At 58.5% G+C, this 26,876-nt stretch carries 25 protein-coding genes and 2 tRNA genes; 17 read left to right on the top strand and 10 right to left on the bottom strand.

Going from position 1 to position 26,876, the window contains the following annotated elements; genetic code table 11:
- Positions 1 to 58 precede the first annotated feature (58 nt).
- A complete protein-coding gene (locus CQ019_RS10760) occupies positions 59 to 2,149 on the bottom strand; it encodes a prolyl oligopeptidase family protein (RefSeq protein WP_105569675.1) in 2,091 nt (696 codons plus the stop codon).
- A gap of 130 nt (positions 2,150 to 2,279) precedes the next feature.
- Here CQ019_RS10760 and CQ019_RS10755 point away from each other — a divergent pair, with 130 nt between their 5' ends.
- Positions 2,280 to 4,298 (top strand): FAD/NAD(P)-binding domain-containing protein, encoded by a 2,019-nt coding sequence (locus CQ019_RS10755; RefSeq protein ID WP_105569674.1) that lies wholly within the window; start codon positions 2,280 to 2,282, stop codon positions 4,296 to 4,298.
- A 48-nt stretch (positions 4,299 to 4,346) separates the two neighbouring features.
- Here CQ019_RS10755 and CQ019_RS10750 read toward each other — a convergent pair.
- A tRNA-Ser gene (locus CQ019_RS10750) sits at positions 4,347 to 4,434 on the bottom strand.
- A gap of 62 nt (positions 4,435 to 4,496) precedes the next feature.
- Between CQ019_RS10750 and CQ019_RS10745 the strand changes: the two genes are divergently transcribed.
- The 5 genes from CQ019_RS10745 (at position 4,497) to CQ019_RS10725 (ending at position 9,514) form a co-directional block, all read left to right on the top strand.
- Entirely contained in the window at positions 4,497 to 5,474 is a 978-nt protein-coding gene (locus tag CQ019_RS10745) for an NAD(P)H-quinone oxidoreductase (protein WP_105553662.1), read from the top strand.
- Between the two features lie 109 nt (positions 5,475 to 5,583).
- Positions 5,584 to 7,818, top strand: a complete 2,235-nt coding sequence (locus CQ019_RS10740) for a carbon starvation CstA family protein (RefSeq protein WP_308727248.1) — start codon at positions 5,584 to 5,586, stop codon at positions 7,816 to 7,818.
- Positions 7,805 to 8,011, top strand: coding sequence for a YbdD/YjiX family protein (locus CQ019_RS10735; protein WP_308727247.1), 207 nt, complete (start codon positions 7,805 to 7,807; stop codon positions 8,009 to 8,011). Before CQ019_RS10740 ends, CQ019_RS10735 begins: the two co-directional genes overlap by 14 nt.
- A gap of 151 nt (positions 8,012 to 8,162) precedes the next feature.
- Positions 8,163 to 8,612: a hypothetical protein gene (locus tag CQ019_RS10730; protein ID WP_105569672.1), complete on the top strand. Its 450-nt coding sequence runs from the start codon at positions 8,163 to 8,165 to the stop codon at positions 8,610 to 8,612.
- A gap of 59 nt (positions 8,613 to 8,671) precedes the next feature.
- Positions 8,672 to 9,514 (top strand): aldo/keto reductase, encoded by an 843-nt coding sequence (locus tag CQ019_RS10725; protein ID WP_105553380.1) that lies wholly within the window; start codon positions 8,672 to 8,674, stop codon positions 9,512 to 9,514.
- 491 nt (positions 9,515 to 10,005) lie between these two features.
- On the opposite strand, the gene CQ019_RS10720 is transcribed toward CQ019_RS10725, so the two are convergent.
- Positions 10,006 to 10,317 carry a hypothetical protein gene (locus CQ019_RS10720; RefSeq protein WP_105553379.1) on the bottom strand — a complete coding sequence of 104 codons (312 nt, stop codon included), beginning with the start codon at positions 10,315 to 10,317 and terminating at the stop codon, positions 10,006 to 10,008.
- 245 nt (positions 10,318 to 10,562) lie between these two features.
- On the opposite strand from CQ019_RS10720, the gene CQ019_RS10715 reads away from it, so the two are divergent.
- A complete protein-coding gene (locus CQ019_RS10715; RefSeq protein ID WP_146112458.1) occupies positions 10,563 to 10,838 on the top strand; it encodes a hypothetical protein in 276 nt (91 codons plus the stop codon).
- Between the two features lie 82 nt (positions 10,839 to 10,920).
- On the opposite strand, the gene CQ019_RS10710 is transcribed toward CQ019_RS10715, so the two are convergent.
- The 4 genes from CQ019_RS10710 to tmk all read right to left on the bottom strand — a co-directional run bounded on the left by CQ019_RS10710 (position 10,921) and on the right by tmk (position 14,468).
- Positions 10,921 to 10,992 (bottom strand) — tRNA-Thr (locus tag CQ019_RS10710).
- A gap of 83 nt (positions 10,993 to 11,075) precedes the next feature.
- The gene (locus tag CQ019_RS10705; RefSeq protein ID WP_258133981.1) at positions 11,076 to 12,614 is read right to left on the bottom strand and encodes an alpha/beta hydrolase; all 1,539 of its coding nucleotides are present in this window, start codon (positions 12,612 to 12,614) and stop codon (positions 11,076 to 11,078) included.
- A 49-nt stretch (positions 12,615 to 12,663) separates the two neighbouring features.
- Positions 12,664 to 13,818: a DNA polymerase III subunit delta' gene (locus CQ019_RS10700; RefSeq protein WP_105553377.1), complete on the bottom strand. Its 1,155-nt coding sequence runs from the start codon at positions 13,816 to 13,818 to the stop codon at positions 12,664 to 12,666.
- Positions 13,815 to 14,468: a dTMP kinase gene (gene tmk / locus CQ019_RS10695; protein WP_105569671.1), complete on the bottom strand. Its 654-nt coding sequence runs from the start codon at positions 14,466 to 14,468 to the stop codon at positions 13,815 to 13,817. Before tmk ends, CQ019_RS10700 begins: the two co-directional genes overlap by 4 nt.
- A gap of 145 nt (positions 14,469 to 14,613) precedes the next feature.
- Here tmk and CQ019_RS10690 point away from each other — a divergent pair, with 145 nt between their 5' ends.
- The 4 genes from CQ019_RS10690 (at position 14,614) to CQ019_RS10675 (ending at position 17,508) form a co-directional block, all read left to right on the top strand.
- The gene (locus CQ019_RS10690) at positions 14,614 to 15,771 is read left to right on the top strand and encodes a PLP-dependent aspartate aminotransferase family protein (protein WP_105553375.1); all 1,158 of its coding nucleotides are present in this window, start codon (positions 14,614 to 14,616) and stop codon (positions 15,769 to 15,771) included.
- Positions 15,772 to 15,826: 55 nt separating this feature from the next.
- The gene (locus CQ019_RS10685) at positions 15,827 to 16,138 is read left to right on the top strand and encodes a DUF2516 family protein (RefSeq protein ID WP_096283063.1); all 312 of its coding nucleotides are present in this window, start codon (positions 15,827 to 15,829) and stop codon (positions 16,136 to 16,138) included.
- A gap of 117 nt (positions 16,139 to 16,255) precedes the next feature.
- The gene (locus CQ019_RS10680; protein WP_096283064.1) at positions 16,256 to 17,002 is read left to right on the top strand and encodes a phosphoglyceromutase; all 747 of its coding nucleotides are present in this window, start codon (positions 16,256 to 16,258) and stop codon (positions 17,000 to 17,002) included.
- Positions 17,003 to 17,205: 203 nt separating this feature from the next.
- Positions 17,206 to 17,508: a DUF4193 domain-containing protein gene (locus CQ019_RS10675; RefSeq protein ID WP_096283070.1), complete on the top strand. Its 303-nt coding sequence runs from the start codon at positions 17,206 to 17,208 to the stop codon at positions 17,506 to 17,508.
- A 109-nt stretch (positions 17,509 to 17,617) separates the two neighbouring features.
- Here CQ019_RS10675 and CQ019_RS10670 read toward each other — a convergent pair whose 3' ends face one another.
- Together CQ019_RS10670 and phoU are read right to left on the bottom strand one after the other, a co-directional pair.
- A complete protein-coding gene (locus tag CQ019_RS10670) occupies positions 17,618 to 17,821 on the bottom strand; it encodes a hypothetical protein (RefSeq protein ID WP_146112457.1) in 204 nt (67 codons plus the stop codon).
- Between the two features lie 481 nt (positions 17,822 to 18,302).
- The gene (phoU, locus tag CQ019_RS10665; RefSeq protein WP_105553373.1) at positions 18,303 to 18,956 is read right to left on the bottom strand and encodes a phosphate signaling complex protein PhoU; all 654 of its coding nucleotides are present in this window, start codon (positions 18,954 to 18,956) and stop codon (positions 18,303 to 18,305) included.
- A 191-nt stretch (positions 18,957 to 19,147) separates the two neighbouring features.
- On the opposite strand from phoU, the gene CQ019_RS10660 reads away from it, so the two are divergent.
- Both CQ019_RS10660 and CQ019_RS10655 read left to right on the top strand, forming a co-directional pair.
- Positions 19,148 to 20,362 (top strand): cell wall metabolism sensor histidine kinase WalK, encoded by a 1,215-nt coding sequence (locus CQ019_RS10660; RefSeq protein ID WP_105553372.1) that lies wholly within the window; start codon positions 19,148 to 19,150, stop codon positions 20,360 to 20,362.
- A complete protein-coding gene (locus CQ019_RS10655) occupies positions 20,359 to 21,039 on the top strand; it encodes a response regulator transcription factor (protein ID WP_096283068.1) in 681 nt (226 codons plus the stop codon). Before CQ019_RS10660 ends, CQ019_RS10655 begins: the two co-directional genes overlap by 4 nt.
- A 104-nt stretch (positions 21,040 to 21,143) precedes the next feature.
- Here the strand turns inward: CQ019_RS10655 and CQ019_RS10650 are convergent, their stop codons facing one another.
- On the bottom strand, positions 21,144 to 21,683 hold the full coding sequence (locus tag CQ019_RS10650; RefSeq protein ID WP_105553371.1) for a hypothetical protein: 540 nt from the start codon (positions 21,681 to 21,683) through the stop codon (positions 21,144 to 21,146).
- Between the two features lie 351 nt (positions 21,684 to 22,034).
- Between CQ019_RS10650 and CQ019_RS10645 the strand changes: the two genes are divergently transcribed.
- The 4 genes from CQ019_RS10645 (at position 22,035) to rlmB (ending at position 26,428) form a co-directional block, all read left to right on the top strand.
- Positions 22,035 to 22,520 carry a CarD family transcriptional regulator gene (locus tag CQ019_RS10645; RefSeq protein ID WP_096288501.1) on the top strand — a complete coding sequence of 162 codons (486 nt, stop codon included), beginning with the start codon at positions 22,035 to 22,037 and terminating at the stop codon, positions 22,518 to 22,520.
- A gap of 115 nt (positions 22,521 to 22,635) precedes the next feature.
- The gene (ispD, locus tag CQ019_RS10640; RefSeq protein ID WP_258133556.1) at positions 22,636 to 23,877 is read left to right on the top strand and encodes a 2-C-methyl-D-erythritol 4-phosphate cytidylyltransferase; all 1,242 of its coding nucleotides are present in this window, start codon (positions 22,636 to 22,638) and stop codon (positions 23,875 to 23,877) included.
- 69 nt (positions 23,878 to 23,946) lie between these two features.
- Complete coding sequence (gene cysS / locus CQ019_RS10635; protein WP_105553369.1) at positions 23,947 to 25,398, top strand: cysteine--tRNA ligase; 1,452 nt, start codon at positions 23,947 to 23,949, stop codon at positions 25,396 to 25,398.
- A gap of 46 nt (positions 25,399 to 25,444) precedes the next feature.
- Positions 25,445 to 26,428, top strand: coding sequence for a 23S rRNA (guanosine(2251)-2'-O)-methyltransferase RlmB (rlmB, locus tag CQ019_RS10630; protein ID WP_096288490.1), 984 nt, complete (start codon positions 25,445 to 25,447; stop codon positions 26,426 to 26,428).
- Positions 26,429 to 26,876 lie beyond the last annotated feature (448 nt).

Here is a 26,876-nt window from a genome sequence, read left to right as displayed (position 1 = left end):
CTGTTTCCAGCAGAATCTAGCCTACCCGAACATGGTCGAGTGTTCCAAAACGAGAGTGTTAACGTACCTGTCGCCACAGGAATTCGTAGCTCGTAGCCAACATTCTGGCGGTCGATTCGTTGTCCGTGGAACCGGCATGCCCACCGTCTTCCGGTTCGTGGTAGCGAACGTTGGCGATGCCCTTGTCGATCATTCTCGCCGCCATCTTACGGGCTTGAGAGGGGCCAACTCGGTCATCGGTGGTAGTCGTCCAAATCAGCGATGCCGGGTAATCATCGGTCGGGTGCGGTTGATCATCCAAGCGATGCAGTGGGGAGAACGTGCGCAAGAACACCCAGTCCTGTGGAACGTCGGGATCTCCGTACTCGGCAATCCACGAGTGCCCCGCCGCCAGCTGGGTATACCGTTGCATATCCAGCAATGGCACACCGCAAGAGATCGCGCCGAACAGCTGCGGGTAGCCGGCAATCATATTGCCCATCAACAGGCCACCGTTGGACCGTCCGGTCGCCGCCAGCCGGGCGCGACGGGTCACACCGCGGGCGACCAGGTCTTCGGCTATGGCTGCGAAGTCTTCATAGGCACGATGGCGGTTTTCGCGTAATGCCGCACGATGCCAGCTGGGGCCGTATTCGCCGCCGCCACGAATGTTGGTCATGACGTATACCGGCAGGCGCCCATTGCCGGAGCGTCTACTCAACCATCCGGCTCCCATAGCCGGGGCATAACCCGGAGTCATGCTGTGCTGGAAACCGCCATAGCCGTCCATCAACACAGAATTTTCGCCGTCGAGTTTCAACCGCGCATCGGCGACTTGGAAGTAGGGCACACGAGTCCCATCGTTGGAGCGCGCAAAATGCTGCGTCACGCTGAACCCGGCAGCGTCAAAACGCTCGGGAGATCGCTTTACGACTTCTGGCTCCGCTCCGATCGACCCACGAAATAAGGTTGTCGGGGTGGTGAAGCCGGTGACCGTCATCCAATAATCATCGGCGGTCGCGGCATCCTCATCGTCCACCGCTCCCACCGAAACGCTGAGCATCGGGTCGGCGAGCGGCAGGGATGTTTCGGCAAAGTTCTCGCGCAGGTCGAATACCCGAATCTGCGCGGCCACATCGTGTAGCAACGAGACCAGCAGGTAGTTGGCGGTGAAGTCCATGCCTTGCAGGGAAGTCTTCGCATCCGGTTGGAAGATGACCTTCTGGATGCGGCCGTCGTTCAGGAAATCGGTGAGATTGCCGATTGCCAGGGACCCTGCAGGAATGAGCTCTGCATGATGTTCCCAGTCGGTTTGCGGGGCGAACAACACCCATTGGCGGTGCAGGCTGACCTGCACATCGGTCGGGACCTCAATATTATGGTGGGTCCCGTCGAGGATGACGCCGGTGCGTGAGTTGTAGAAGTCGATGGCATCGGTAGTCACGATGCGTTCAAAGCCCGGAGCCGAATCGAAATAGCAGAAGGCCGCTACATGTTCTTGGGCAACTTCAAAAACGACCTCGGCATCTTCCAGAGCTGTACCGCGGGTGAGCTTTCGTGCGGTGCGTGCATAAGTTGAACGTGTCGTATCGGACTCGTTGGTAGCCGAAGCGACCAGCAACGTATTTTCATCGATCCAGCTTGCCGAGGTCTTTGCAACGGCGAGGTCGAAACCGTCATCGATGAAGCGCAGGGTTTCCAAATCGAATTCACGCACACGCACCTGATCTCCACCGTCGGGGCTTAACCGGATGAGTGCCCTGCGGTGTGGCTGTCCTTCTGCCGGCCGCAAAAACGCGGACCCGGCGAAGTGCCATGGTTCACCCTGCTGCAGGGCATAGCCGTCCATGTCCAACAGAATTTCCCACTGGGGATTCTCGGTGCGATATGAATCCCACGTGGTACGGCGCCAGAGGCCCAGGCGGTGCTCGGCATCCCGCCAGAAGTTGTAGTAGTAGTCTCCGCGCTTGGTGACCATCGGGATGCGGTCCTGAGCATCCAGCACCCGGCGAATAGCGTCGACCCTTTGCGAAAAGTCGGCATCGTGAAGTTCGGCTTCGGTGCGTTGAGTTTGCGCGCGGACCCATTCCAACGCGGCATCATCGTGGGTGGCTTCTAGCCAGGCATAAGGATCGGTCGTTTCCAGGGATTCAGACGGCGTTGAAGGCATAGCCACAGTCTATGCATTCAAGGTAGATCATGGGCCAGCGACGCTCTTTTGAATTTGGGCCGCAGCTTTTGCCGGGAGGCTGGGGCGCTTGATGGCGTGACAAGTTGCTTCTAGGCAATAATCTTGGAAGGTGAGCAACTTCTGGGAAGAACCCCAACCACAGTACAACGTCGCTATAGTTGGCGCTGGCCCGCGCGGTACCAGTGTCATCGAACGCCTAGCTAAGCTGGCCGTCAAGGTGCCCAAGCTGGCTACCTTGGTACGCGTAACGGTGTTCGACCCGTACCGCCCGGGGTCCGGGCATGTATGGAATCCAAAACAGTCGCTACACTTCCTGATGAACACCCCTGCCTCATTTCCAACGGTAGCTCCCGAAAGGGTCGCAGCTGAACCGGGGCTTAGCTTCCGGCAGTTTGTGGAGGCCAATGGGGATGGCCTCCGGCTCGAAGAGCGTCAAGCCGCTGCGCTGCGCGCCACGCAACCTGGCACCTACCCGCCACGAGCAATTTACGGTCGCTACCTAGAACACGTTTATGACTCGTGCGCCCGCGTGCTCGATGAGCATCCGAATTTCGTTTTGAACTACATCCGCGCTGAAGTGTTGGCGGTTCGCCCGCAGGAGGCTGGCTACCGACTGGATTACCGGTCCTTTGCCCAAGGAGATCCTGGCGCCGGGCACTTAGAGTTCGACAGCGTCGTTCTGGCATTGGGGCATCAGGATGCTGAATTGAACCCGTGGCAAAAACAGCTGCAACGGGCAGCCGAACAAGATGGTGCCACATATCTGCCGCCAAACATTCCGGCGGATGTCGACTACTCGAACTTCAAATCAGGCGAGTCGGCACTGCTGCGCGGAATGGGGCTAAATTTCTTCGACGGCATGGCCGAATTGACTAGCGGCCGCGGAGGAATTTTCAAGGAAGTGAGCCAAGAACCGGGACACCGATTCGAATACATCGCCTCGGGGAAGGAGCCCAAGCTGATCGCGGCTTCACGTCGGGGCACCCCCTATTGGGGGAAACCGGTCGTAGAAGAATTTATTCCAGCGGAAATCACCCTGCGTTTCCTGCACGCAGAAGAGCTGATCGGAAAGGTCGCCGAAGCTCGTCATTCGAATCCGGACGCCGCCTTAAGCTTTTCCCGCCATATCTGGCCCCAGCTGCACCGCGACATACTGTGGGTCTACTACTCAAAATGCGTCGCCACCGAGGCGGCCGGACCGACCGCGGACGCCAGCCGGTTGCTAGCCGGGTTGGAACGGATCCTCGAAGCTGAACACCACGAAGGCAATCAGGTGTGGCTCAGCGAACTGCGCGACTACATTGATCAGTTCCCGCACCTGAAATGGTTGGACATTCCGGCTTTGGCGCGACCTTTTGACCAGGTTGGCTTCGGTTCCCATGAGCAGTACCAGCAGGCGGTGCGCGACTATCTCGTTGGCAATGCGCAGCACAGTTCCGCCGGGCTGCGCGACCCGCTGTCCTGTGCCATCATGACGATGAACGCCGGGCGCATGGTTATTAAGGACCTGGTAACCAAGGGGATCTTGGACGAGCAGTCCCGAATTGAAGAAGTGCAGGCCCACTTTGAGCCGCTGGTCGAAGGCCTGTCCTCGGGGCCACCCCTGGAACGGATCGAACAGCTCCTGGCGCTGTCCCGCGCAGGGCTGGTGAGCTTTATCGGGCCAGAACCCGAGTTCGGATTCGACGATGTACGCGGAAAGTTCACTGTTTCCTCGCCGTGGGTAGATACCGAGATCTATGGCGCGAAGGTCTTGTGCGAAGCGATGATGCCCAGCAACAGGGTACTGCAGAACAACACCCCACTAATCACCCAACTGCTAGCCGACAAGGTGGCCCGCGCGCATACCTGGCGCAACGCCGAAGGCGAACAGATGACGGGATCCGGATTCGACGTGGTGGGCGAGCCCTACCGGCTGATCAACGCAGAAGGTCTGGCCCATCGCGGAATATTCGTGCTCGGCTTGCAGCTTTCCTCGGCACAGTGGGGGACTGCAATTGCGGCCCAGGCCGGAGACCCGACGCACCCGGCCGCGCAAACCTTGCACGATGCGGAGCAGGTGGTCATCGAGATCGCCCGCATGGCGGGAGTCAATCTGGAAGAACTGTTGGCGGGCAGTTCAAAATAAGAAGTCTGGGGCAGCAGATCAATTGATCTACTGCCCCAGACTGTAACGCGGATGGTAAGAGATTTGAACTCTTGGTACGGGGTTACCGCACACTGGTTTTCAAGACCAGCTCCTTAGGCCGCTCGGACAACCATCCAACCCGAAAAACTATACGCTATGAGGAAGCCAAGAAGGGAATCGACATACATGAATGACACGATGCAGGCCTATATCTACACCGGCGCAGGGGGACCAGAAGTGCTTGAAGCACAGGCTCGCCCAATCCCGGAAACGGCAGATCATGAAGTACTAATTGAGATTGCCGCCTTCGGCCTGAACCGGGCAGATGTCCAGCAGCGCAAGGGTGTTTACCCCCCACCTGCCGGTGCCAGCGACATCCCAGGGCTGGAAGTTTCCGGAACCATCGCCAAGGTCGGCAAGCAGGTCACCGAGTGGAACGTTGGTGACCGCGTGGCAGCTTTGCTTGCCGGAGGCGGCTACGCCCAGTACGTCAATGTCGAATCCTCCCACGTGCTGGCCGTCCCTGCCCAGATGGATCTAGTCGAAGCCGCGGGGCTCCCCGAGGTGGCCGCAACCGTGGTCTCGAATATTTTCCTTGAGGGAGCGCTCAAGGATGGAGAAACGATTCTGGTCCATGGCGGTTCCGGCGGAATCGGATCTATGGCAATCCAGCTGGCGAAGGCCGCCGGCGCGACAGTGATTGTCACTGCTTCGTCAGACGAGAAGATTGCGTACTGCAAATCGCTGGGCGCTGATGCGGGGATCAACTATCGCGAAGAAGATGTGCTGGAACGGGTTCGTGAATTGACCGCGGCCAAAGGTGTTGACCTGATTCTCGATGTGGTTGGTGCGAAATATCTGGCGATGAACGTGAAGGCGCTCGCCGTGGGCGGCCGCATGGTCGTCATTGGCTTGCAGGGCGGCGCCAAGGCGGAACTGGATTTGCGCATTCTGATGTCTAAGCGTGCCAGGGTTATCGGCACCACGTTGCGTGCTCGTCCGGCGAACGAAAAGACCATAATCGTCAAGGAAACTTCAGACCGTATTGCACCGTTGCTGGCAGAAGGGAAACTCAGTCTGAACGTCACCAGAACTTATTCTTTCGAAGCTCTCGTCTCGGCGCATGAACATTTTGATTCCGGGACGCATCTGGGAAAAATCGTCGTGCGGGCTTGATTTATCCATACCTCCGTCGCGTAAAGTGACCCGTGGTATTACCACGTGACTCGTTCCACAGGAACTAGTCATCCACATCACTTGAAAGATTCCGAGGAGGCTACTCCCAGTGAGTACCCAAGAAGCCCTGCCGCCGGCGGGCGTGGACCCAGAGATTGTCGAACGCGAAGATAAGCGGTGGACTCCGTTGCGCATCGCCGTCTGGGTTGTCATTGCATTGATCGGCGGCGTGGCCTGGTCCATGCTCGCATTCTCCCGCGGTGAAACCATCAACGCGATCTGGTTCGTTTTCGCCGCGGTGGCGACGTACCTGATCGCTTACCGGTTCTATGCGAAGTTCATTGAGCGCAAGATCGCCAAGCCGGATGATTTCCGGGCCACTCCCGGCGAGTATATGAATAACGGCCGAGACTTTGTGCCAACCGATCGACGGGTGCTTTTTGGGCACCACTTCGCGGCAATCGCTGGAGCCGGGCCGCTAGTTGGGCCGATCCTCGCAGCGCAGATGGGCTACCTACCGGGAACCATCTGGATCATCCTCGGTGTAGTTCTGGCCGGTGCGGTGCAGGACTACCTGGTCTTGTTCTTCTCGATGCGCCGTGGTGGGCGTTCGCTGGGCCAGATGGCCCGTGAAGAGTTGGGTCTGATTGGTGGCACCGCGGCGTTGATTGCGACTCTTGCCATCATGATCATCATTGTTGCCATCTTGGCGCTGGTGGTTGTCAACGCGCTGGGGGAATCTGCATGGGGCATCTATTCGGTGGGGCTGACGATCCCGATCGCATTGTTTATGGGGATTTATCTGCGCTTTATCCGCCCGGGCAAGGTACTGGAAATTTCGGTCATCGGCTTCGCGCTATTGATGTTCGCGATCATCTCGGGCCGTTGGATTGCTGAATCGGCGTGGGGTGCTGAGTTCTTCCACATGGAACGCACCACCATTGCATGGGCGATCATTGTTTACGGTGTCATCGCTGCGGTACTTCCGGTCTGGCTGCTGCTTGCGCCGCGCGACTACCTGTCGACCTTCATGAAGATCGGTGTGATCGGTCTGCTGGCCGTGGCCATCGTCGTAGTCCGACCGGAGATCAGTACCCCGGCCTTCTCCGAGTACGCCTCACGTTCAGACGGCCCGGTCGTCTCCGGCTCGCTGTTCCCGTTCTTGTTTGTCACCATCGCTTGTGGTGCGCTCTCCGGCTTCCATGCGCTCATCGCCTCGGGAACCACCCCGAAGCTGGTCGAGAAGGAACGCCAGACCCGCTTCCTGGGCTACGGCGGCATGCTCATGGAGTCCATGGTGGCCATCATGGCATTGGTTGCGGCGATCTCCATTGATCGCGGCATTTACTTCGCGATGAACTCCTCCGCCGCCGCGACCGGTGGCACCGTGGAGACCGCGGTGGCGTTTGTGAACTCCTTGGGACTGGCCGGCGTGGACCTAGTTCCAAGCCAGCTGACCGAACTGGCGGCCAACGTGGGCGAACCGTCGGTGGTTTCGCGAACCGGTGGCGCTCCAACGCTAGCGGTCGGCATTGCGGTGATCATGAATCAGTGGTTCGGTGGCGTCGCCATGATGGGCTTCTGGTACCACTTCGCGATCATGTTCGAAGCGCTGTTCATTCTGACCGCGGTAGATGCCGGGACACGCGTGGCTCGCTTCATGCTGCAGGACGCTATCGGTAACTTCGTTCCAAAGTTCAAGGACACTTCGTGGCGCCCCGGAGCCTGGATATGTACGCTACTCATGGTGGCCGGATGGGGTTACATTCTCATTCTCGGAGTCACCGACCCGCTTGGCGGCATCAATACGTTCTTCCCGCTGTTCGGTATCTCCAACCAGTTGCTTGCCGCTATAGCTTTGGCGGTGGTCATGACGATTGTGGCCAAGCGAGGCAACTTCAAGCACCTGTGGGTCATTGTGCTCCCGCTGGCGTTCGCCGTCGTGGTCACCTTCGTCGCCTCGTGGCAGAAGATTTTCTCCACGAACACCAAGGTTGGCTACTTCGCAAACCACAACGCGTTCAAGGAAGCCTTGGCCAACGGTGAGACTTCCTTCGGATCGGCAAACGGCGTTGAAGCCATGGAAGCCGTCGTGCGCAATACCGGTGTGCAGGGCTGGCTTTCGGTAATCTTCTTGGTGCTATCGGTCATCGTGATCGCCGCGGCGGTAGTCGAAACGGTCAAGGCGAAGTCCCTTGGCGGCGGAAAAGACACCGAGGACCCATACACGAAATCGAAAATCTTCGCTGCGCAAGGCCTGATCTCCTCGCCCGCAGAAAAGGCACTTGAAGCTCAGTGGAAGAATGTTCCAGATAGCCAAAGAGTGAGCCGTGGTGGACACTAAAATGGAAAAACTTCGCGAAAAGCTCGGCCAAGCTAGGCGTTTCATGGAAGGCATACTCGGTGCAGATAAGTACCGGCACTACCTGGAGCACTTGGCTAACACCCATCCCGAAGCCGAACCGATGACGGAACGCGATTTTTGGCGCGAATACACCAACTGGCAAGAACGCAACCCGCAAGGCCGCTGCTGCTAATTGGAGGGTAGAGCGAAGGAGTCTTGGAACTCGATTTCGAGTTCCAAGGCTCCTTTTCACGTCAAGCGAAGCCACGAAGCTGGGGAGTTTTGAGCAGCGACCGGTAGTCTGGTACTAGTCATTTCGTAGCGACCTAGCAAAAAAGAGTGTGATGGGGTTTTTCTCGCGTCTGCGCGAACAACGCGCAACAAACCGTGACCTTGGGCAAGGCGTATGGCGTCGCGCCCATGACAGGTTCGTGCGCTCTTTGGACCGCGTTTTCCAGGTCTTAGATGGAATCGAAGACAACGACCTGTACAACGAGGTAGTTACGCAAGCCAATGAGCTGGCAGATCTGCTCCCGCAGGTGCGTCAGCTGTGCATCGATGCCCAGCGGGTGACGCCAAGCGATGACGAGCACATTCCGCAATCCACCTCCAAGGTGCACCGAGCGCTGACCAAGTCAGCCAACGACTTAGCCGCTACGGCTCAGGCAATTGCGATGATGCGCATGCAGGCCAAAGGTGGAGCAGAAAACAATATGCAACCGGTCGAACACCGTGCACAGATCGTCAAAGACGACATTTCGCACGCAGCCAAAATGCTGGCTGACGTGAGCTGAACCGTTGAAACATGGTGCCTTTCACCTCAAGTTCCGCTCCGATGCACTAAATTAGTTGCATGATCCAAACTATTCCACAATCTAATTTCCACGATGGCAACTGCATCGACCAGATCGGTTACGGCGTCTGGAAGATATCCGATGCCGACGCTGAGATCGCAGTTGGCAAGGCGCTGAAAGCCGGATACCGCCATATCGATACAGCCCGTATCTACGGCAACGAAGAAGGCGTGGGGCGCGCAATCGCCACCAGCGGCATTCCGCGTGGCGAAATCTTCGTGACCACCAAAGTCTGGAATTCCGACCAGGGCTACGACAAGACATTGGCGGCGTCCGAAGCCTCCCTCGAACGTTTGGGAACGAGCCACGTCGATCTTTACCTGATTCACTGGTTGCAGCCTCAGCGCGGCACCTATGTGGACACGTGGAAAGCCTTGATTCAGCTACAGAAAGACGGAAAGGCCACGTCTATCGGCGTCTGCAACTTCACCATTGAGGCCATGGACGAGCTCTATGAGCACACCGGTGTGCGTCCGGTGATCAACCAAGTTGAAACTCACCCGTACTTCCCACAGGCCGAGTTGCGCGCTTACGAAGCTAAGCATGGCATCGCCCACGAATCATGGTCTCCGCTTGGCCACGGCGGCGAGCTCTTGACCGACCCGGTCCTTTTAGGGATCGCCCAAAAGCATGAGGCCAGTGCGGCGCAGGTAGTCATCGCCTGGCATTTGGCTTTGGGCAACGTGGTGATTCCAAAGTCAGTCACCGATTCGCGAATCATCGAGAACCTCGAGGCAGTCGAGTTGAAGCTTGATGACGAGGACCTTGCTGCGATCAACGGGTTGGACCGTGGTCCCGAGGGGCGCATCGCGGCAGATCCGGCTACCTCAGACTTCGAATAAATCCGAATCTGCAGAGCATTGAATTTTGGACCCTGGTTTCGGTAGGAACCAGGGTCCTTGACTGCTTGAAACCCAGAGCGGTTGTCGAGATCCGCACTAGGCTGAGATCGGTGCATAATATCCCTCTTGCGACGGAACGCCGTCAGGCTTTCGGTGCAAGGCTGATCCTCACTGCGTTGAGTGCCGAAGCTTTAACTTCCAGCGGGTGCGGTTCCCCGGTATACATGATCGGCCCAGGATGGCCTGCGGTGCCCGGGCAAGCCGGTAATGCGCGGGGTACCGTCGCCCTTGACTGAAGTCCCAATCGTGTTCGTTCGCTCGGCGCTATTTTGGGGCATCTGACGAACTGCGGTCAGGACTCCTTGTAGCCGATAGCTGAAGCTCTGCGCATCGAACCGTGCGCAGGCTTATCTCGTATTTGGTGAACCCTGCTCATGTTCACATCGGATGTCCGCGTCTAGCTCCTTCCTGAAAGATGGCGGGGCTGCGAATTAGGAACCCATGAGTGTGCCCGTATCACGGAGCTTGTTGACCGCTGTCTGGCTTAGATTCGTACTGTCAGCAATCAGGCTTACCGCAACCCCGTTGCCAAGTGCTTCAAGGATCGAGTTTTCGAACTCTGCGATGCTCTGCTGTGCGTCTGCCAATTCGGATTCGTCTAGTTCGGCGTTTCCTTGGGACGCACGCCGCATACGTGCCTGCGCCGCCAGCATTGACCGCGTAGCGGCTTGAATCCGCGTCCAGTCATATCCCGCTGCCGGGGGCGGCGCATCGTTGCCGAAAACGAACATCCAGTCGTCCATTGAATATTCCCAACCGGGGAAAACCTGAGTTCCCCGCTCTTTGGAATGGATCCTACCTTCGTGAATAAACGGTGTCAATGCGTGACCTGTCAGCCGAGGTGAGAAGAGGCGAAGTTGAATCTAAAGAGGCCGGCCTTGGCTCTTTGGCGAACCTTTACTTGTGTAGGCAGATTCGTTGCCAGCGATTCTTCGAAGTCTTTTTTAGGGTAAAAGATGCATGATTGATTATCATTGTAGTAATCAGAATGAATAAAATTAAGGATGACTTCTTGCCTATGAAAAAACCGGGATATGACACCCTGATCTATTTTTGGTTGAGCATCGCGCTGAGTTTTTTAGGATTCTTCCTGCTGTTCTTCGGGGCTCAGCTGGCATTTCGAGACGGGGATCCTAATCCCTTGGCGCTTTCACCATTCGAGCTCGCCTCGACCGGCTGCTTCGCATTGGCCTTCATATTTGGGCTCGTCGTCATTCATAAAATCATCGCCATGTTGATGTTTTTGGTGCATAAGAAGCAGTGATGAGCGAGGCTCGGTGTCCCAAGACAGCGAAAAACCCCGGAAGCACACGGTAGTACCGGTGTCCGGGGTTTTTCTTCACACGAGCCCCCTGGCGGATTTGAACCGCCGACCTGCTCTTTACGAGGGAGCTGCTCTACCCCTGAGCTAAGGAGGCCGATACCTGAAAACAGGCACCTCGCTACTTTATCTGAGTACTCGAGAGATCGTCAAAACGAGCTGTTTCTGTGAAGCCTTAGATCAGCACACGGTGCCATCTTCGGGCGCCTTGCCATCGATCAAGTAAGCATCAACCGCCTCGGTGATGCAGTCATTCGAACGACCATATGCGGTGTGGCCATGCCCTTCAAAAGTCAGCAACGTTGCGCTGGACAATTGCGAGGCCAGCGACTGCGACCATTCGTAAGGCGTCGCGGGATCTCCGGTTGTCCCGACCACCAGGATCTCGCCGGAGCCCTTCGCCTGCAGCTCCGCAGGTGCCCCAGTCGCGTCATGCTCCCACTCGTTGCAGGTGATTGCGCCGTAGGAGAGATATTTCCCTAGGGTGGGGGCTACGCGCATTAACTCTTCGGCTTCGGTCTGCATCGTGGCTGGGTCTGCATCCATTGGCCGGTCCAGGCAATTGATAGCCACGAACGCGTCGGACGAATTCGATGTGTAGGTGCCATCTTGGCTTCGGTCGCTGGCGAGGTCTGCAAAGAGCAAGACCTGATCTACATCGCCTTCCATAGCTTCACGCATGGCAGTGGTCAGTATCGGCCAGCTCGAATTGTCATAAAGCGGAACGATGAATCCGTTGATGAAATCGATAATCGGTACGGTTCGGCCGTCGCTGGACACGAGCGGTTCATTTTCGATTTGAGCAAAGAACAGTTGCAGTTGCACTTTGGCTTCTTCAAGAGTCCCGTCAAATGGGCATGCTTCACTGTTCAAACAGCTTTCGAGCCAGGCATCGATCTCTCGCTCAAATCCCACGGCCTGCGCCCTGTTCACCTCAGCGGATGAAACTGAGGGATCCATGGCGCCATCTAGGACGAACCCGCCAACCCGCTGCGGAAAGAGCTCCGCGTAGGTGGCGCCGAGGAACGTGCCGTAAGAGAAACCAAGATAATCGAGTTTTTCGTCTCCAAGGGCTGCCCGGATGATGTCCAGATCCTTGGCCGCCGAAACGGTGTCCACATGTCCGAGCAAATCCCCGGTGTTCTGCGCGCACTCCTTGGAGTATTCCTTAGATTGCTTGATGATTTCTTCTCGGTCTTCTGGAACCCAGGCGCGTAGGTTCTGTTGCCGGCTCAGGTCGGTTTGCTCATCTGTCTGACATTTCACCGGGGAGCTCTTGCCTACGCCACGTGGGTCGAAACCGATCGTATTGAACTCACGCTGCAGATCATTGCTGAAAATATGGGGCACAGTTTCGGTGACCATGCCGAGGCCTGACCCGCCCGGACCGCCGGGATTTACCAGAAGGTTTCGTTTCGCACCTTCCGAAGCACGTCGATTCAGCGCAAGATCAATGCCCTCTTGCTCGGGGTTTTCATAGTCCAGGGGCACCTGGATAGTCGCGCACTCCACTGTGCTGCCGCATGGTTCCCACATCACGTCTTGATCGTAGTATTCGGCCAGTTCGCCCTGGGCTTCAGGAGCCGCAGTAGGCGGGGATTTGGTGGCCGAAGGGGCAGCGTCCGTATCGCTCGGCCCGGAGCCAGCGCAGGAAACCAAGGCGAGGGACAACGCCGCGCCCAGTGACGCGAACCGGAGCAGGGAAATACGTGCAGTCACTTTTGCGTCTCCTGTTGAAGTTGGGGTATCGGTCGTGGCAGCTGCTGATCTAGCGACGGCCTGGCTTTGGAAGTAGCCGGGCCATGAGCGCCTCAAGGGCGATCAGTTGATTAACGTTGGCGGCCAGGCGCTGACGCGTTTCGTTGATTGCATCAAGCTGGGCGAGTGTCTTCTCGCTGGGTTGCGCCGCTGCGTAGGCTTCTAGCTTCGAGCGGAGATGTTCGTTGATGAGTTCTATGCCCGAATGCAGTTGCAAACTAAGCACATCGCGGAAAAAGGTCGTCAGATCTATCAGAGTGCGGTCCAAGGAATCAAAAGTAGCGCGCCTGGCGAAACGCTTGGCATTTTCCTCTAGGGCCTTGAACTGTCCGCGCAGTCCCGGAGGAATATTTTCCTCTTCGCCCAAGCCATTTGCGTGGCGAAGCTCGGCAATCTGTGCGCTGAGCTGCGAACCGGTCATGGCTTCGGCATGCTCGCTGGCCAGCGCAGAGATGTCTGCCGCGGCAGACATCGCCTGGGGGAGGGTAGAGAGCCGCAGCGGCAGCGTGACGACCTTTTCACGACGCTCGCGAGCCTTTTCATCTCGGGCTAACATACGGGCAACGCCAATATGGGACTGCGATACTCGCGCGGCAAACTCTGCCATCTCCGGTTCCAAACCGTCGCGACGCACCAAAAGCTCGGCGACCTCCGCGGCCGCAGGCACCGACAAGTTGACCGCGCGGCAGCGCGAGCGGATGGTCACCAGCACATCGGCCGGTGAGGGCGCACAGAGGATCCAGATCATCTGTGCAGGCGGTTCTTCGATGGCCTTCAACAGCACATTGGTAGTGCGTTCGGTCATACGGTCTGCATCTTCGATGATGATGATGCGCCATTTGCCGTTACCGGCACGTTCTTGGGCGCGCGTGATCAGATGCCGGACATCTTCGATCTGATAGGCGACCTTGCTAGTGGAAACGAAAGAAACATCTGGATGGTTGCCCGCCATTACTTTCTTACATGCATCGCACTGTCCGCAGCCCGCTGGAGTTTGTGTACATTGCAAGGCCGCGGCGAACGCCCGGGCCGCGGTGGTCCGTCCGGAACCAGGCGGACCGGTCACCAGCCAAGCATGTGTGGGGTTGCCTTGATCAACCTCGGAAATCAGCGAGTCGACCACACGCTGCTGACCGGCGAGCTCGGCAAATACCAGCCGGCTCACAACAGACCTGCAAGGTGTGTCGTGATTTCCTGTTGGAGCTGCTCAACGCTGCCTGTCGCATCGACAACCAGATAACGCCGTGGATCCTTGGCGGCAAGTTCGAGGAAAGCGCCGCGGATGCGTTCGTGGAAATCATCTGGTTCGGATTCCAGCCGGTCCGAATCCTCCACCCCGCCGCTGGCAGCGATTCGCCGAGCGCGACCATCCGCGGCAGGGATATCGAGGATGATTGTGGCATCCGGTTTCAAACCGGTGGTCGCAAAGTCATTGATGGCCGAGACAGCCGAAAACCCTAGGGATCGGCCCATGCCTTGATAGGCCAGCGAAGAGTCGACAAATCGGTCGCAAATCACGTGGGTACCCTCCGCGAGCTTTGGAGCGATGAGCTGCTGCACGTGGGCTGCGCGGGCCGCCGCATAGATAAGAGCCTCGGTGCGTGAATCGATGTCGCCGTGACCGTGTTCGAGCACCAAGGAGCGTAGTTTCTCGCCGATTTGGGTGCCGCCGGGTTCCCTAGTGGTCGCTACGCGGGCACCACGATTTTCCAACCACTGACGGGTCATGGCCACCTGCGTGGACTTGCCGGCGCCGTCGCCGCCTTCAAAGACGATAAACAGGCCGCGCTGGGATGCAGTCGAATCGATACTCACACCTCTACCCTAACTAACCGGGGTCGGGAAAAAGGACAGATTCCAGGGCTTCTGGCCAAGAGTGACGAACAAGCCGGGTAACACGGGCGGACATGCACGTAAACGCTTGTGCATTGCGCCGCTATGCGGGCGTAATCTGGTGCTCATGAGCCAACTGCCAGAATCAGCTACCGAAGCACAAACTTGGGACCCGAACACGCTTATCGTGGCCGGGGGACGTCCTGCGCACACCAATGACGGCCCGGTGAATCATCCGATCACGTTCACCTCGACCTACCACTCGCACGGGCTTGCCGGCACCGGGGATCGCGTGTACGCGCGATTCTCCAACCCAAGCTGGGACCCGTTCGAAGAAGTCTTGGGTCAATTAGAGCAGGCACAACATCCGGCATTGGTGTTTTCTTCCGGGATGGCGGCGATCTCCGCGGCGCTGACCCTGGTGCCCGAGGGCGGCGTGCTGGTCTTGCCAAAGCATTCCTATAACGGTTCGTTGGGGTTGAGCGCTGAACTGCAGGCAGCCGGACGCTTCAGTGTACGAGCTGTGGATGTGGCAAATACCGATCAGGTGCTGCGCGCGATGGACGGTGCCGACGTGCTGTGGCTGGAGTCTCCAACAAACCCGATGCTTGAGGTTGCGGATCTTCCCGCGCTGTTGGCGGCGGCCAAGTCCTCGGGTGTGCTCAGCATCGTTGACAACACCTTTGCCACCCCGCTATTGCAACAGCCTTTGACCTTGGGGGCTGATCTGGTGGTCCACTCGGTGACCAAATATCTGTCGGGCCACTCGGATCTGATCCTCGGCGCGGTGGTCACCAACGACGGGCAATTGCATAGCAAGCTGCACGGGCACCGCACCTTGCATGGAGCCATCGCCTCGCCAATGGACGTATTCCTGGCCCTGCGCGGGGTGCGTACCCTGTCGGTCAGGCTCGAACGCTCGCAGGCGAACAGCCAAATCCTGGCCGAGCGGCTGGCCGCGCATGCGAAGGTGAGCGCAGTACGCTACCCCGGTCTGCCAACGGATGTCGGACATCAGCGGGCCACCGAGCAAATGAGCGGCTACGGTTCGGTGATTTCATTTACCGCAGGTTCAACCGCCAAGGACGCGGACCGGATGATCGAAGAGCTCCGCCTGATCACCGGCGCCACCTCGCTGGGCGGAGTGGAAACTCTGGCCGAGCGCCGGGCGCGCCACGCGAATGAACCCGCCACCGTGCCGGAAAACTTGATCCGGCTTTCGGTGGGTATCGAAGCCGTGGAGGATTTGTGGCGGGATCTTTCCGGAGCCCTTGAACGAATCTGAAGACTCACGACCCCCAGGCCGATGGACGCGCCGGAGAGAAAGGTAGAGTGTAGATATGGACTTGGCACGAATAATCGAGATGTACTTGATGTATGCGCTCAGCATTGTTGTCGGCGTCGTCGCCGTCTGGGCATTGATCGATTGCCTGCGCCATCAGGCGTCGCGGTTTACCCAAGAAGGTAAGCGCACCAAGGGCTGGTGGATGGCATTGACCGGCGGCGCCACCATCATTTCGGTGTTGATGGTGCTTTCCGGCCCAGCCAGCAGCGGCGGCTTCCTGCAGCTGATCGCGGCCTGTGTAGCCTGCGTTTACCTGGCGGATGTCAAGCCCGCGGTCAGCGGCCAGAGCGGCAACTGGTACAACTAAGGGCAACAAGCTTTTCAACGCCCCGGACTTCGTCAAGCGAAGACCGGGGCGTTGTTTTTTGCTGACATGTCTTAACTTTCGGCTACGCGGTGCATCGCATTGGATAGGATGGAATGTATGACCCATACTTTGATCTTGCTTCGCCATGGGCAGAGCGAATGGAACGAAAAGAATCTGTTCACCGGTTGGTACGACGTGAACCTGACCGAAAAGGGACGGGCCGAAGCCGCTCGTGGCGGCGAGCTGCTGGCTGAAGCCGGCTACAAGCCAGAGGTGCTTCACACCTCGCTATTGACCCGCGCGATCACCACAGCCAACCTCGCACTGGAAACGGCTGGTCGTTCGTGGATCCCGGTCAACCGCAGCTGGCGCTTGAACGAACGCCACTATGGTGCGCTGCAGGGCAAGGACAAGGCACAGACGCTGGCCGAGTTCGGCGAAGAGCAGTTCATGCTGTGGCGCCGCAGCTACGATACCCCGCCCCCGGTCCTGGACGATGCTTCGGAATTCAGCCAGGCAACTGACGAGCGTTACGCGGACCTGGGCGACCAGGCGCCACGCACCGAGTGCCTCAAAGATGTGCTCGAGCGCATGCTTCCGTATTGGGAGAATGAGATCAAGACGGACCTGTCCGCAGGCAAGACCGTCATGGTCACCGCGCACGGCAACTCGCTGCGTGCGCTGGTCAAGCACCTGGACGGCATCAGCGACGAGGCCATTGCCTCGCTGAACATCCCGACCGGCATTCCGTTGGTGTACGAACTGGACGAGAACTTCCAGCCAATCACCGCCGGTGGCACCTACCTGGATCTGGAAGCTGCCGCAGACGCGATCAAGGCAGTCGCGAATCAGGGGCGTAAGTAGCACGTTCTGAGTTTGTACGGGGCGCACCAGCGCCGGCACTTTTGGGTGTCGGAAGCGGTGCGCCTCGTCGTTTCTTAAGCGCAAAGTTCAAATGAATGTCAGGCTGTGAGCGAAACAACGACACAGGATTGTGTTTCTGGCATTAGTATGCTGTAATCTCCTATTTCGAATAGGCTCAATGGCTCACGTTAGGAATGCAATTCGTGGCAACTGATTACGATGAAGTCCGCCCGGACGTTGCCGAGGCGCGCAAGGCTTCTCTAGACGCGGTTAAGTCCGCAAACGCACCAGACGCGAAGAGCGTCGTGCGCGAGCTCGACGAGGCCGATCACACCGACGGTATGGACCTTCCAGGCGCAGACCTGTCCAATGAGGAACTGACCGTTACGGTCGTCCCGCAGAAGGAAGACGAGTTCATCTGCGGCTCGTGCTTCCTGATCCGCCACCGCTCACAGCTAGTTCGTGAAGAGGGCATTGTAGGTTTCTGCGTCGAGTGCGAAGGCTAAAGCCGGAAATACTCTAGCCTCCGGCATGTCCGGGGGACGCACACATGAAGGGTGGGACACCGATACGGTGTCCCACCCTTACTGCGTTAACTTCTGACTCTCGGGTCGCTTAGCACCAACCACTAGATATTTTGGTGACCTTGGGGGTTGCGCTATCCCACTCGATAGTGCCGCGGAAGGTTGTCTCCAGATCTTTCGTTTCGTATTCGTAGTACTCGGTGTCGTTCTTCTTGTACTTGAACTTGGTGCTTTGAGCGATGAAACTGTTCTGGCTCAGGCTTTCCAGGCCGCCGGTCTGCTCCGTCAACTTCATCGATGCGAGATCTTTCTGGCGTAGCTCGTAGGGACAGCCATCCGCCATATTCGTAGGAGGCGTGACACACGCCGTAGCGAAGTCCTGCACGGCCTTCAACGCGAGTTCTCGTGGCCGAAGACAGCTCCCGGGTAATCTCCACATGTGCGTTGCCGTCAACGCTGGAGGTGAGGCGAAGCGGTTCGGTCGATGCGGCGATGAAATCCGTGGACTTTCCCTTGACCTCATAAATTCCAGGGAAGGCAAAGAACTCGCCACTGAAATTTTCCTGCTCTGCGAATGCTTAATAGGAAGTAATCGGCCATGTAGCTCGTAGTGACTATATATTTCTGTGAACCGCCAGGCAGAGCTGTTGCCCTGGATCGTGACTAGCGGTAGGCAATAGACTTGGGCGCCCGCAAAAATGGCCTTGGGCCGGTGAGGAAATCACCGGCCCAAGGCCATCGAAGTACGTCGGCGCTAGTGCGCTAACTTGCGGAGCTTAGAACTCTGCTGGATCCCATTCGCCGGTTACCAAGTAGGTCACTTTGCGGGCAACGGAGACGCCGTGGTCACCGAAGCGCTCGAGATAGCGGCTGGTGAGCGAAACATCCACGGTGGTCGGCGCCGTCTCGTCCCACGCGTCGTCGGCGATCACGGTGAACACACTGGAATGCAACCCATCCAGCTTGTGGTTCAATTCGATAATTGCCCGGGCAATGGCCAAGTCACGAGTTTCGAGCAGTTGACCGACTTCCTTGGCGATCTGAATGTCGATCTCTGCCATCTGTGAGAATGTGTCGGAAATCTGCGCGGGGATCGCCGGGTTCGGGAAACGCAGGCGGGTTAGCTGGGCTAAGTGGCGCGCCAGGTCTCCCATGCGCTCTAGCGAAGCGCTCATGCGCAGCGAGCCTACGATCATGCGCAGATCCGAAGCCACCGGCCCCTGGAGTGCCAAGGTGTCGATGGCGCGCTCGTCGAGCTGGTTCTGCAGGAAGTCGATCTTCGCATCGGCTGCGATAACTTCCTGAGCCATATCGACATCGGCGTTTGCCAGCGATTCCCATGCACGGTCCATCGCGATGGCAACCAGCTTGGACATCTCGATCAGCTCTTCACCGATTTGCTGCAGATCTGCCTGAAATACCTTGCGCATTGAAGGTCCTTTCGAGTTACGGAATCCCACACCCTGATTTTGGGCATGACGGAGGGTCTGCCTCCACCTTGTCAGCGGGTTATTAACGAATATCCCACGGAAAGTGAACGTTTGGTGAATAGGATAGCGAAAAGTCCTATTTCGCGTCATTTGAGACCAGCCCCCAGCGCGTTGGAAGCTAGTCTGATTATGTGAACGAAGTAATTTCGACCTTGCTCGCCGGCCTGCTCGGTTTGACCTTGGGACTTGTCGGGCTTGCCGCCTACCGTTTCTCGCAGCGGCGTGCCTCCGGCCTTCCCGATGTTGACGAACCGGTGCTGCCCGAAGGCGCCGCCTCGGTGCTTTCGGTCATTGGCCGCGCGTTCGTGATCCTGGACGACGTGGACGGAGTGGTTCGCGCCAACCCCGCCTCCTATGCCTACGGGCTGGTACGCGGGCATACACTGGTCCACGAGGAGCTGGCGACGCTGGTGCGTCAGGTACGCGCCGACGGTGTGATCGCCGAGAGCCAGTACGAGCTGCAGCGGGCCACCCTGGGCGCCGGACAGCTGATCGTGCACGTACGTGTTGCGCCGTTGGGTGATGAGTACATCCTGCTGCTCGCCGATGACCGCACCGAGATCACCCGCACCGAGGCCATGCGCAATGACTTCGTGGCCAACGTGTCGCACGAGTTGAAAACCCCGGTGGGCGCGATGTCGCTACTGGCCGAGGCGATCAGCGACGGCGCCGATGACCCGGTGGCGGTGCGCCGTTTCTCCACTCGGATGCAGAAGGAATCCCGGCGCCTGGCCGCACTGGTCCAGGACATCATCGAACTCTCCCGGCTGCAGTCCAGCGACTCAATCCTGCACGGGGCCGATGTGGCCATCGAATCGGTGATCAGCGAGGCGGTTGACCGCAACAAGCTGCTCGCCGAGGAAAAGGGAATCAGCATTACCGTGGGCGGTCAGCTTGATGCCGCGATCTACGGCGATGCGGATCTGCTGATGACTGCCCTGCGCAACCTGATCGACAACGCGATCCGCTACTCACCGCCAAACACCACCGTGGGTGTGGGGCTGCGCCAGCGTGACGGCTACGCGCAGATCTCCGTCACCGATCAGGGTCCGGGCATCTCCGCCGAAGAGCAGGAGCGCGTCTTCGAACGCTTCTACCGGGTGGATGGGGCACGCTCACGGCAGACCGGCGGAACCGGCCTGGGACTGAGCATCGTCAAGCATGTGCTGGCCAACCACGGCGGCGAAGTATCGCTCTGGTCGCAGCCCGGGCAGGGATCCACGTTCACACTCAGACTTCCCATAGTGGATGAAGAAGGGGCCGAGCCATCGGAATTGGCCACCGATACGACGAAGGATAAAGCGAACGCCACGCGTGTGGCGGATCGTGAAGGAGGACGCCGATGACCCGCATATTGATCGTTGAGGACGAAGAGTCGCTCTCGGACCCGCTTTCTTACCTGTTGGAACGTGAAGGTTTTGAGGTGCGCATCGCCGACGACGGTATTGTGGCTGTCACCGAATTTGAGCGCCACGGCGCCGATCTGGTGCTGCTAGATTTGATGCTTCCTGGACAACCCGGTACCGAGGTGATCCGTCAGATCCGCGCCACCAGCCAGGTCCCTGTCATCATGCTCACCGCCAAGGACTCCGAAATCGATAAGGTGGTGGGCCTCGAGCTCGGCGCCGATGACTACGTCACCAAGCCGTACTCCTCGCGTGAACTGCTGGCCCGCATTCGAGCGGTGCTGCGCCGACAGGGCGAAGTCGAGGAGCTGATCACCAACGTGGTCACCGCCGGGCCTGTGCGCATGGATGTCGAACGCCATGTGGTTTCGGTCAGCAATACCGAGGTCGCGATGCCGTTGAAGGAATTCGAGCTGCTCGAAATGCTGTTGCGCAACGCAGGTCGCGTGCTGACCCGCGGACAGCTGATCGACCGGGTCTGGGGCAGCGATTATGTCGGGGACACCAAAACTCTCGACGTGCATGTCAAGCGCCTGCGGTCGAAGATCGAGGAAGATCCTGCAGTCCCAGAGCATCTGGTGACGGTACGCGGGCTCGGATACAAATTCGTCGCTTAGCTCGTCGCTGAACTAGCGCAGAAATGCAAAAGGCTTCGGCCTTCGAGAATCTTCCATCGAGGAGGAATTCTCGAAGGCCGAAGCCTTTGTCGTTTAGAAAGCGCTTAGTGGCCCGAAGTGGATTCGTGCTCTACCGGCTTCAGGTGTTCGGTGGTGGCCGAGTCGTATCCGCCCGGAACGAAGTCGCGGTATTCGGCGAGGGTGCCGTCGACTACCGGAACGCTGAACTCGACGGTTTCGCCGTCCGCGGTGAAGATGGTGACGGCGTGCTCGCCCTGGTTGACGCCAAGCGAGGAGATGACGGTTTCGTTAGCGTCGTCTTCCAACTTGATGACCTCGTTGGCCGGAACCTCGATCGTCACGGCAGATGCCGAGCCGGCCTTGATGCTCACGCTTACTGCGCTGTCTCCGTCATTGACCACTGAGCCGATCAGGCGGGCCTCGGAAGCGTCGGTGTTTGCGACGAACATCAGGTTGCGAACCTCGGCGTCGGCAACATCAACGTGGATGCCATCGGATGCGTTGTACTGGGTGGTAGTCGCCTGCTGGTTGATGGCGCCACAGCTGGTGACACCGAATGCCAGGGCAGCCACGGCTAGGGACGCAGCGATGCGGCGTCCAGCGGTCATGCGTGCGGTGATCACGACACTAACTCCTCGGTGAGAATAATGAGTTGCGGGTTTCGCGGCCATTTATCGGTGTTCCGCACCCAAGGCGCGGGGCAGCACGAAGACCACGACTGCTACTAAGCCTAACCGTAATTCGCGCCAGAACGTGATTTAGCGACGGGCAACACATCGATTTCGACAAGTTGTAGATAAGTTGAGGCGGCTTGTGGGAGAGGGGTGAGCCGCGCAACCTATTAACTTCATACCACGTTTCTCCCGCAAATGGAAGAGGGAATTCCGCGTCTTTTCGGGGTTATTGGGGTCATGGTGAAGATTTCCCAGAGCGTGCCCGTGGTAGACTGGGAGGTGGGAAAGGGGTTTATTCACATGGTTTTTGAGGTTGGCGAGACTGTTGTCTACCCGCACCACGGCGCGGCAATGATCGAAGAGATCAAAATGCGCAAGATCAAGGGCGAAGAGAAAATGTATCTCAAGCTCAAGGTGGCTCAGGGCGACCTGACCATCGAGGTTCCAGCAGAGAACGTTGATCTCGTTGGCGTGCGTGACGTGGTAGGTCAGGAAGGCTTGGACCATGTGTTCGATGTCCTTCGTGCTGAATTTACTGAAGAGCCGACCAACTGGTCGCGTCGTTACAAGGCAAACCTAGAAAAGCTTGCCTCCGGTGATGTCATCAAGGTGGCAGAGGTCGTTCGTGACCTTTGGCGCCGTGAGAATGACCGTGGCCTGTCCGCAGGCGAAAAGCGTATGCTCTCCAAAGCCCGTCAGGTATTGATCAGCGAATTGGCTCTTGCCAAGGACCTGGACGAGACCAAGGCAGAAGGCCTGCTGGACGAAGTTTTGGCCTCCGCCTAAATTTCGTCGAGTTATCGAAGCCTGATGCCGAACGACAAGTAACCGTGGGACGCTGGAAAGCGACCCACGGTTTAGTCATTTAACCGCAGTTCTAATGCGGGATAAGCTGGGATTCGTGAGTGAGCAACGAGAAGAATCGGTAGCGGTCATCCTGGTAGCGGCCGGCTTGGGGACTCGCCTAGGTGCGGGCCTGCCCAAGGCGTTAGTTGAGGTCCACGGCAAATCGCTGGCCGAGCATGCACTGGACCGCATTCTCGAAGTGGGTGGAGTCAACGACGTAATCGTGGTGGTACCGCCGAAGGACTCCCGGCTTACCGAACGCCTTGCCGACTACCCGTCGCTGGTGCGTACAGTCCCCGGCGGGAACAGCCGCGCGGCCTCCGTGCGCAATGGTCTGGCCGCGGTCTCCGCGCAGATCACGCGAATCCTGGTTCATGACGCGGCACGCGCCTTCGCCCCGGTATCCCAATACGAGCTGATACTCTCCGAGCTGCGCAAGCCCGCAGTCCAGGCAGCCATCCCGGCCCTGGCGGTGACCGACACGATCAGCGTGGTCGGCACGGACGTGGGCTTGGGTTCGCCGACTATCGTAGAAACGCCGGATCGCAGCACCTTGCGGGCGGTGCAAACCCCGCAGGGATTCGACGCCCAGACCCTCATCGATGCTCATGCGCAACTCGACCACTACAGCCCCGAAGAATTAGCACGCGTCACCGATGACGCTTCGATCGTTCGCGTCCACGGGGTTGAAGTGCACGTCGTGGCTGGCGACGCGCGTTCGCTGAAGGTCACCCACCCTGAGGATTTGGATACCGTGGGGCGATTGTTCACCACCGCCGCAACGAAGAACCTGGAGAAAAACTTGGCCATCCCACGCATCGGCAATGGCATCGACGTGCACGCGGTCAGCACCGACCCATCACGGCAAATGTGGCTGGCAGGCCTTTTCTTCCCCGACGATATCGGTCTGTCGGGACACTCGGACGGGGACGCGGTAGCCCACGCTGCCTGCGACGCATTGTTCTCCGCCAGCGGGATTGGCGATCTGGGAACCCACTTTGGGGTGGATCGACCCGAATTTGCCGGGGCAAGCGGTGTGAGCCTGCTTGCAGAAGCTGCGCGTCTGGTCCGAGGCGCGGGGTTCGAGATCGGCAACGTTGCGGTGCAGTTCGTGGCCCGCCGTCCACGCTTCGCGGCGCGCCGCGAAGAAGCCAATCAACTGCTCTCTGAAGTCCTTGGTGCCCCAGTCAGCGTCACCGCAACCACCAGCGATGGATTGGGCTACGAGGGGGAGGGCATCGGGGTCACCGCATACGCCACCGCGCTGGTCTATCCGGCCACTCGGGCAGGGCAGTAAACAACGCGTCAGTGCGTTCCTTGTCGCATCCCCGCACAACCACCGGTTTCTTCGGATAACCTTAAAGATGTGAGCCTGCGATTTTATGACACCAAGACTGCGTCCGTACGAGACTTTAAGCCGTTAACCGACGGCGAAGTCAAGCTGTACTACTGTGGCGCAACTGTGCAGGGCATGCCGCACGTGGGCCACGTGCGCAGCGCTATTGCCTACGACATCTTGGTGCGCTGGCTGGAATACCGGGACTTTACCGTCACCACCGTGCGCAATGTGACCGATATCGACGACAAGATCTTGGAAAAGTCGTCGAACTCCTTCGCCGAGGAATTTGCCGCGGATCAGCACTACCCGCCACGGGAGTCTTGGTATGCGCTGGCCTACCGCTTCGAACAAGAGTTTGCCAACGCCTATGCAGCGCTCGGAGTACGCAGACCGACCTATGAGCCACGCGCTACCGGCCACATCACCGAAATGCATGAGCTGATCGAAACCTTGATCTCCCGCGGTCATGCCTACCCGGCCACCGATGACTCCGGAGACGTGTATTTCGACGTACGCTCCTTCGAGGCCTACGGTTCACTGACCCGACAGAAAATCGACGATATGCAGGCTGCCGCCGACGCCGATCCGCGTGGCAAGCGAGATCCGCGGGACTTCGCCCTGTGGAAGGGACACAAGGAAAGCGATCCCTACACCGCGTCGTGGACGAGCCCCTGGGGCCGCGGGCGACCGGGCTGGCATTTAGAATGCTCGGCTATGGCCGCCAAGTACCTCGGCACGCACTTCGACATCCACGGTGGTGGGCTAGATTTGCGCTTCCCGCACCATGAAAACGAATTGGCGCAGTCAACCGCCGCCGGTCAGGGCTTTGCCAATTACTGGATGCACAACGGCATGGTCACCTATGCCGGGGAAAAAATGAGCAAGTCCATTGGCAACACCATCTCCCCGGAAGAAATGCTGCAGCTGGCCGAACCTCGCGTGGTGCGCTACTTCCTAGGTCAGGCGCAGTACCGTTCGCAGCTGGATTACCGTCCCGATTCGCTCACCGAAGCCGCCGCCGCCGTAGAACGCATCGACACTTTCATTTCCAACGCCACGTACCGAGCCGCCAATACCGGGCTCAGCGTGGAAGCTACTTCGGTACCCGAAGCTTTCGGCTTCGCCATGGATGATGACCTGAACGTGCCGATGGCCTTGGCTGTGCTTCATGAGACGGTCCGCCGCGGCAACGCCGCACTGGATGCGAACGAAGAACAGACTGTAGCCGAGGCGCTCGACCAGGTACTTGCCATGACGCAGGTTCTTGGACTGGACGATGCACGTAGCGTCGGCACCGGGCAGGGAAGTGCCGAAACCGAAGCGCTGGACACGCTAATTCAGGCACAACTGGCCGAACGTACCCAGGCGCGAGCCGCTAAGGATTGGGCTCGATCAGACGCCATTCGCGACGCGCTAGCCTCCGCGGGCATCACCGTTGTTGATTCCGCGGACGGTGCCCGCTGGACCCTGACGAAGTAGCCGCACCCGCGGCCATACGAAGAATTCAAAACAAAGGACACATCAAATGAGTAATCCTCAAGAACGCGCGGGAGCGGTTCGCAAGGGCAAGAAGGGCCCAACCAAGGGAAGTGGCGGCAAGGGCCGCCGTTCCCTGGAGGGCAAAGGCCCGACCCCGAAAGCCGAGGATCGTCCTTACCACAAGGCCTACCGCACCAAGGAGCTGGCCGACCGCGCAGCTACCAAGCGCAGCGCGGCTAAGCGTAATGACCGGATTAAGGTCAATGCCGAGATGGTGACCGGCCGTAATTCGGTCGTTGAAGCGTTGCGCGCCGGCATTCCGGCGAAGGCACTGCACGTAGCCATCCGCATCGAAGTTGATGACCGAGTGCGCGAGTCGCTGAAACTCGCCGCCGCTCAGGGTATTCCGCTGATGGAAGTGAGCAAGCCGGAGCTAGAACGCATCACCGACGGCGCGATTCACCAGGGCATGGCCCTGCAGATCCCACCGTACGAATACAAAGACGCCGTGCAGTTGGTGCAGAAGTCGGTCAAAGACTACGACCGCGGTTACTCACGTACCCAGCCGCTGTTCATTGCGCTGGATGGCATTACCGATCCGCGCAACCTAGGCGCGATTATCCGTTCGGCTTCGGCCTTCGGCGCAAACGGTGTGATCATCCCCGAGCGGCGCAGTGTGGGCATGACCGCTTCGGCGTGGAAAACCAGTGCCGGAGCAGCGGTACGTGTGCCAGTGGCCAAGTGCAGCAACCTGACCAACGCGCTGAAGGAAATCAAGGCCGCAGGCATCTTCGTCATCGGGTTGGACGCCGGCGGAGATATGGATCTGCCGAATCTGGAACTGGCTACCGGCCCACTGTGCATCGTGGTCGGTTCGGAAGGTAAGGGACTGTCGCGTCTGGTCCGCGAGAACTGCGATGCGATTGTCTCGATCCCGATCGACTCGGCCATGGAGTCGTTGAACGCATCCATGGCAGTTGGCATCTCGCTTTACGAGGTTTCGCGTCTGCGTAACGCCGAAAGCAAGTAAGTTCTTTCTTTTCTGTTGGGCCTGTTTCCTGTGATTCCGCGGGAAAGCAGGCCCAACTGCTTTAAGCGTGAGCTGCTTCATAAGAATGTTTTTGACGGTTTTTTCTCGGAGACCAGCTCAACGAGCCACGAATTCCCGTAATGACAGGGAAGTTTGGATGAATAACGGGCCATGCGCCCGATTTTGCGTTCACCTCAAAGACGTGTAGAGTTATTTCTCGCGCCGCTTGAACGGAAAGCCCGAAAGGGAACGAAATTCAAGAGACGTAAACAAGTGGAAAACATGGAGTTGACAACAGTCAACAAGATGGTAACCTTGTAAAGTTGCTCCGGAGCGAAGCAGCCGCCGATTGCGGTGGTTGTGGTGTCGAGAGTGTTTGTTGTTTGAGAACTCAATAGTGTGCCAAGTTTATTGATACCGAATTATTTTTAATTTGGTGGATATATAA

The sequence above is a fragment of the Arthrobacter sp. MYb229 genome, from assembly GCF_002975405.1.
In the GTDB taxonomy this organism is placed as follows: domain Bacteria; phylum Actinomycetota; class Actinomycetes; order Actinomycetales; family Micrococcaceae; genus Glutamicibacter.
This window is presented reverse-complemented; position numbering and strand designations above follow the sequence as displayed.